Origin of the sequence: Pseudoalteromonas sp. BSi20495 (assembly GCF_000241185.1) — a bacterium.
GTDB classification, from domain to species: Bacteria; Pseudomonadota; Gammaproteobacteria; order Enterobacterales; family Alteromonadaceae; genus Pseudoalteromonas; species Pseudoalteromonas fuliginea.
Genome location: NZ_BADY01000068.1, coordinates 1 through 6,353 on the forward strand (window position 1 = coordinate 1; position 6,353 = coordinate 6,353).

The 6,353-nt window shown below is 36.5% G+C and carries 5 protein-coding genes; 1 reads left to right on the forward strand and 4 read right to left on the reverse strand.

Annotation, left to right across the window (positions count from 1 at the left end):
• Positions 1-17 precede the first annotated feature (17 nt).
• From P20495_RS11085 to P20495_RS11070, 4 genes are all read right to left on the reverse strand, one after another.
• Positions 18-425 (reverse strand): hypothetical protein, encoded by a 408-nt coding sequence (locus P20495_RS11085; RefSeq protein ID WP_007377777.1) that lies wholly within the window; start codon positions 423-425, stop codon positions 18-20.
• A 12-nt stretch (positions 426-437) separates the two neighbouring features.
• Positions 438-1,583 (reverse strand): porin, encoded by a 1,146-nt coding sequence (locus P20495_RS11080; protein WP_008136002.1) that lies wholly within the window; start codon positions 1,581-1,583, stop codon positions 438-440.
• A 383-nt stretch (positions 1,584-1,966) separates the two neighbouring features.
• Entirely contained in the window at positions 1,967-2,374 is a 408-nt protein-coding gene (locus tag P20495_RS11075) for a phosphate ABC transporter substrate-binding protein (protein ID WP_033015656.1), read from the reverse strand.
• Positions 2,375-2,386: 12 nt separating this feature from the next.
• Positions 2,387-3,514 carry a porin gene (locus P20495_RS11070; protein ID WP_008136003.1) on the reverse strand — a complete coding sequence of 376 codons (1,128 nt, stop codon included), beginning with the start codon at positions 3,512-3,514 and terminating at the stop codon, positions 2,387-2,389.
• Positions 3,515-4,086: 572 nt separating this feature from the next.
• Between P20495_RS11070 and P20495_RS11065 the strand changes: the two genes are divergently transcribed.
• Positions 4,087-6,309, forward strand: a complete 2,223-nt coding sequence (locus tag P20495_RS11065; RefSeq protein WP_008136004.1) for a TonB-dependent receptor — start codon at positions 4,087-4,089, stop codon at positions 6,307-6,309.
• The last annotated feature ends 44 nt before the right edge of the window (positions 6,310-6,353 follow it).

Here is a 6,353-nt window from a genome sequence, read left to right on the forward strand (position 1 = left end):
TTTTATTCATCAGTAAATTAAAATTTACCAACTACCTTTACGCTATCATTGACCTTTGCACTATCAACATAACCTATTGCGTCGTTGTTTGCTGCAACAAAGTCGAGTACTGCTTGATCATTATCTAGCTTTTCAGGAGGGGTTCCTTTACCTGTAAATACCAGCTTTGACCAATAGGCATTGAGCTGACTACTCGATTTACCAACAACCTTATCATTAAACTCATCGGCAACACTATTGCCATTTTGGTTTACTGGATTCACTTTCGCACCATTATCAAATGATTTACTTTTACCTAAATAAATCTTTTTGATTGTATCTGCATCAAGGTTACTAGTATTACTCGCATTTACGATAACAGCTACCTCAGCAGAGGCGCTGATTGAGCATAATGTTAGTGCACTGGCTAAAATTAACTTCTTCATGGTTTGCTCCAATTAAAATACTAGGTCTATGCCTACAGCAATAACATCAGTTTCTGTATCTGTTATGTCATCTTCAAATCGACTAAAATCTATTTTAAATGCAGCAGAAGGGTGGAAGTCGTATCGAGCACCAATAGTGTAAACATTACTTTGTGCACGAACACCTTCTAAAGCGCCATTCACTGCGGCATTAAGACTTGGAATCGCTTGAATTTTATCAAAACGAGAAGAATCATGTTTATCGTCATTGTCTTCATAGGTGAAATGAATGATGACGTCATCTAATCTGTAACCTACTGATGCATAATATTGAGATTGCTCAGCTAAAATACTGTTCTCAACTTCAAGCTGTGTGTATTCTGCATCAAACAAAATGTCGTTGTAGTCAATTGAAAAACCTAAACCAATGAATGTGCTATTATCTTCATCAATAGCTATATCATCCGCTAGGCTAGTCAAATTACTTGCTCTAAGTATATCTTCCAGGCCGTTCAATGCTGCGCCTGTTGAGTCATTTGAATCAAGCTCAAAAGAGGTTTCAGCAACTAAGTAAGCTGCACGGAGGCTTAACCAATCGCGAGACATTGTCCAGTTTATACCTGCAAAATTGTTTAACTCGGCTTTATCGTTAGCACTTACAGCATCAATTTCACCATCAAAACCACCGTAAATAACCTGTAGGGTTGAATCCCAATCACCTAATTGAGTGTTGTGTAGTAGACTTAAGCCTTCATAAGTTGAAAATGGAATGTTGTAAACAGATTGTGGAGGCCTAACCCATCTATAGGCATAGCCTACATCAATAAAGTCAGAATAACGGTAAAAAGGAACTCGCATTTTACCTGCGCTTAACTGCAACTCATCTGAAAACTCATAAGTAACATATGCCCACTCAAACTCCGCGTCGAAATCATTATCACCACGGGCTACAATTTGAGCTGTTGCGCTTAACTTATCTTGCAAATCCGCAGATAACTGCAGCGCAAATACACTTTCGTTTTTAAACGAAATGTTGTCGTCATACCCATATAATGTGCTATCGCTATCTAGGCTTTTTCCGCCAACAATTGATGCAAATCCATTTATTCGTACTTCAGCACTTGTATAACTTGATACTAAAGCTGCACATACTGCTACTGCTACAGATAGCTTTTTCATATGTATTTCCTGTTTAATTTAAATGTTGATTTCATTTTCATTATAGGTACTTATCTAAAATATATCTAATAAATAGAGACGTTTATATTATTATATAAAATATAAGCGCTTCTTTTTAAAGGTGATAATAATAATTATACGAATTGTTGTTATTTGTTATATTGATAATGTGACTCCCGACACAGGATGAGTATTGACGATTAATATTGTTGGGATTATTGAGATTTTAATTAGTTGAAAATGGAAGGTTATTCAATGACAAAAAAAATTGTAACTTAGCAGGCTAAGTTACAATTTTTGTATTTTTTGTTAATTCATATTTTAAATATGTGTATTGCTAACGCTGTTTTATATCGGATAAGCACTTAACAATAAGGTTAGTCTCAAAACTTTCCAACGACCTTGACTTTATCATTTACTTTCCCACTTTCGACATAACCTATAGCATCACCATTTGCTGCGACAAAATCTAGCACTGCTTGGTCGTTATCTAATTTTACAGGGGGAGTTCCTTTGCCTGTAAATATAAGTTTCGACCAGTATGCATTAAGTTGGTTACTCGATTTTCCAACAACTTTATCATTAAATTCGTCGGCTATTGCATTGTCATTTTGATTTACCGGATTGACCTTTGTTCCATTGTCAAATGACTTACTTTTTCCTAAGTAGATCTTTTTGATTGTGTCCGCATCAATATTACTTGCGTTGCTCGGATTAATAATAACGGCTACTTCTGCAAATGTGCTGATTGAGCACAATGAAAATACGCCAGCTAAAATAATTTTTTTCATCATTTGCTCCAATTAAAATACTAAATCAACGCCGACAGCAACAACATCCGTTTCAGTGTCTGTTATGTTATTTTCATATCGGCTGAAGTCAATTTTAAAGGCTGCTGAAGGATGAAAATCATAACGAACACCTATTGTATAGACATTATCTTGGGCATTGAATGCATCAAAAGAGCCATTAATTGCAGCGTTTAGTGCAGGGATCTCTGGTATTTGATCATAGCTTGATGAGTCATTAGCATCATCATTATCTTCATAAGTAAAATGAACAATTATTTCATCCATTCGATAACCGATAGATGCATAGTATTGTGTTTCTTCTGGTAGTAGGCTGTCACCTGGGTTTAACTTAGTGTATTCAGCATCAAAAAGCACATCATTATAATCTATAGAAAAGCCTAAAGCGTAAAACCGTGCATCTTCTTCATCTATATCTAAACTTTTTGCTTGCTCGACAAGACCATTTTCGTTCAATGTCGCTAATAAGCCATATAGTGAGCTATCGGTTGATAGCTCTGTAGATGACTCTGCCTGTAAATATGCTACTCGCGCACTAAACCAGTCTCGTGTTACAGACCAGTTAATACCAGTAAAATCATTTAATATAGTTTTAGAAGCAGAGCCGTTGAGGTTTCCATCATACGATCCATAAATAAGTTGTAATGAAGAGTCCCAATCACCCATTTGAGTATCATATAGCAAGCTTAATCCTTCATATGTTGAAAAAGCAATGCTATATACTGATTGTGGGGGACGTACCCATCTATATGCATAGCCTACATCTAAAAAATCAGAGTACTTATAAAATGGAGCTCGCATTTTACCTGCGCTTATTTGTATTTCATCGTTTAACTGATATGTTAAATAAGCCCATTCAAAATCGGCATCAAAATCATTGTCACCACGAGCAACAATCTGTGCAGTGGCTGTTAATTTCTCTTGTAAATCCGCTGATAATTGTAATGCAAAAACACTTTCATTTTTAAATGATATGTCGTCGTCATAACCATAAATAGTTTGCTCACTATCTAGACTTTTTCCGCCTATAATTGATGCAAAGCCATTAATTCTTACTTCGGCATTTACATAGTTTGTTGCAATCGCGCAACAAACCGCTACTGCTACTGATAGCTTATTCATGTATGTTTCCTACTTGTTGTTTAAATGTTAATTCACTTTAATTGTAGTAGCATAAAAACAATTTATCTAATTAACAGAATGATTTTGTTGTTTAACTTTATCATTTTACGAGATTAAGTCAGAAGGCTATAAATGTATAATGAAATTCTTTGATAAGTTTTATGTAGATAAACCCGAGCTGTGGTTGCGTTAATTAATTTGAGAACTGGATAATAAATCTATCTCGAATAGTTATTTTCAGCGCTAACTACGTTGAATTTACTTGCAGTAGGCAAGCTATTGACGCGTAAATTCGCCTTGTTTTTATTGAGAATATCGGGCTAAACAAAATAAATTTAAATATCACCATGATTCACTATATTAGTAAATCTCTTAACCAGAGTTCAGGTTAAGTAACAACATAAGTCGCTTTTATAGATGTTTTATGAAAAATTTATACATTTCTTTACAATTCTGCCATATAATACCCCTCCAGAGGAAAGATGCTATTTAGCGTCTTTTTTTATGCCTGAAATTTATATTATCAAAATATAAACGCATAACTAATCATACGGTATCCTTTGGAGAATATTTTGAAACTACGCAACCTCTCACAGCTAAGCATAGCAATTCTTGCTGCACTGACGACCTCAATACATGCTGAAGAAGCTAAAACAACAGCAAAACAAGATGCATTTGAAAAAATCGAAGTAACAGCGCGTAAACGTACAGAGAGTCTGTTCGAATCTCCAACCGCTATCACATCAATTGGTGCCAACTTAATTGATAAAGCCAATATGAGTAACCTTGAAGATATTGGAAAATATGTACCAAACCTTAATATTACTCGCTATGGCGTAGGTAATGCGGCTCATGCTTCAGTGTTTATTCGTGGCATTGGTTTGCAAGATCACATTATTACTACTGATCCTGGAGTCGGTGTTTATCTTGATGGTGTTTATTTAGGCCGTCAAATGGGCTCTAACTTATCATTACCAAATGTTGAGCGTGTTGAGGTACTTCGTGGTCCACAAGGTACTTTATATGGCCGTAATACATTAGGTGGTGCAGTAAATGTAATTACAAAACAACCCGGTGATGAAGGTATTATTACAACGACAGCAAAAGTTGGTAGCCGTGGGCGAATTGCTGGTGATGTGTATTTTAATAACGCGCTTTCTGATGATGTGAGTATGTCTGCCAGTGCATCGTACAAAACACGTGATGGTGTGGGCGAAGCTGTTAACTTAACGAATCCAGAAAAAGAAATAGGCGAAGAAGAAGAGTTTAGCGGTCGTATTGCACTTAAGTGGCAAGCTAATTCAGATTTAGCATTTACTTTTTCTTTAGATGGTGTTGATAATGAATCTGGCCAGTCGCCTTATACAATTGAGTTGACAGAACCCCTCGATCCAAATGATGTTTTTAATGGTGATTTCCCATTATTAACTCAAGATTTAATTCCATCAGACCCTGATGATCTAGGCACAACGGTTGCTGGTATTGAATCTACGTCTTACTCAGGTTGGGGTACATCGTTTACCGCTGATTGGGCAATTAACGATACTTATACTGCTAAATTCATTTCAAGCTACCGTACATCTGAGTATGAAGGTGGCCTAGATGATGATGCATCACCTTTAAACTTATCTGAATTCCCTGAAGAGGGCGGTGCAGATCAGTACTCTTTTGAAGTTCAGCTAAACGCCACATTCGATAATATGGACTTTGTATCGGGTCTTTACTTTTTTAATGAAGATGGCTTTACACGTTCAGGTCCGTTTGTTTTTAGCCCATTTAATACACCTAATGGTTTATTAAATGATGGTGTAACGGAATCGTTTGGTGGTTACGGCGACTTTGAAATTAACCAAGAAACTAACTCATATGCCGCGTACATCAATGCCAGCTACGATTTAACTGACGATTTAACGCTTGGTGGTGGTCTTCGCTATTCACAAGATGAAAAAGATGCAAATGCTATATTCCCATCATTCCCAACTCGTAAATATGTCAGTGCAGATTTTGATGCAGTTACGTGGGATATAAATGCTTCTTATCAGCTTAGCAATAATATGAATGTCTATGGGCAAGTTCAAAAAGGCTATCAAACAGGTGGTTTCCCACCGCGCCCATTTGGCGGGCCAGACCAGTTTGTATCGTTTGATGAAACAAAAGCGATTAACTACGAAATAGGCTTAAAGGGTCAAGTACACGAAAATGTGTCTATGATGCTTGCGGTATTTGTGACTGATTACACCGATTTAGCATTACCGTTCTCTGACCCTACTTCAGGTGGTGGGTTTGTGACTATTGTCGAAAATGCTGGTCAATCTAAAGCGCAAGGTATTGAGCTTGAAACAACAGTGGCTATTACTGATGATTTTACAATTAGAAGTGCGGTAGGCTACTTAGACTCTGAAATTACCGAAGTATCAGAAGGGGTTCAAGGTATTGGTAAAGGTGATTCACCAGCACTGACACCTCGCTGGACTGTAATGATTGCACCATCTTACTTTATGGATTTAAGTAATGGCGGAACGTTAGCACTTAATGCTAATTATTCATTTAGAAGTGATATGCAAGGTCAATCTGTTTTTAACAAAAGTGAAACGATTGATTCTCGAGAATTGGTTGGCTTTAATATTTCGTACACGAACCCATATGGCGATATGGAAGTAACGTTATACGGCGAGAATGTTCTAAATGAAGTTTATGATGTAGGTCGCTTACAACAATCAGGTTTTGTTGGTGTAATGCGCAGTAATGACCGCAGCGAGTTTGGTTTGAAATTCAAAAAAGATTTTGAGCTATAATTAGTCAGTATTAACAAATATTGAAAACAAAAAAGGAAAGCCGA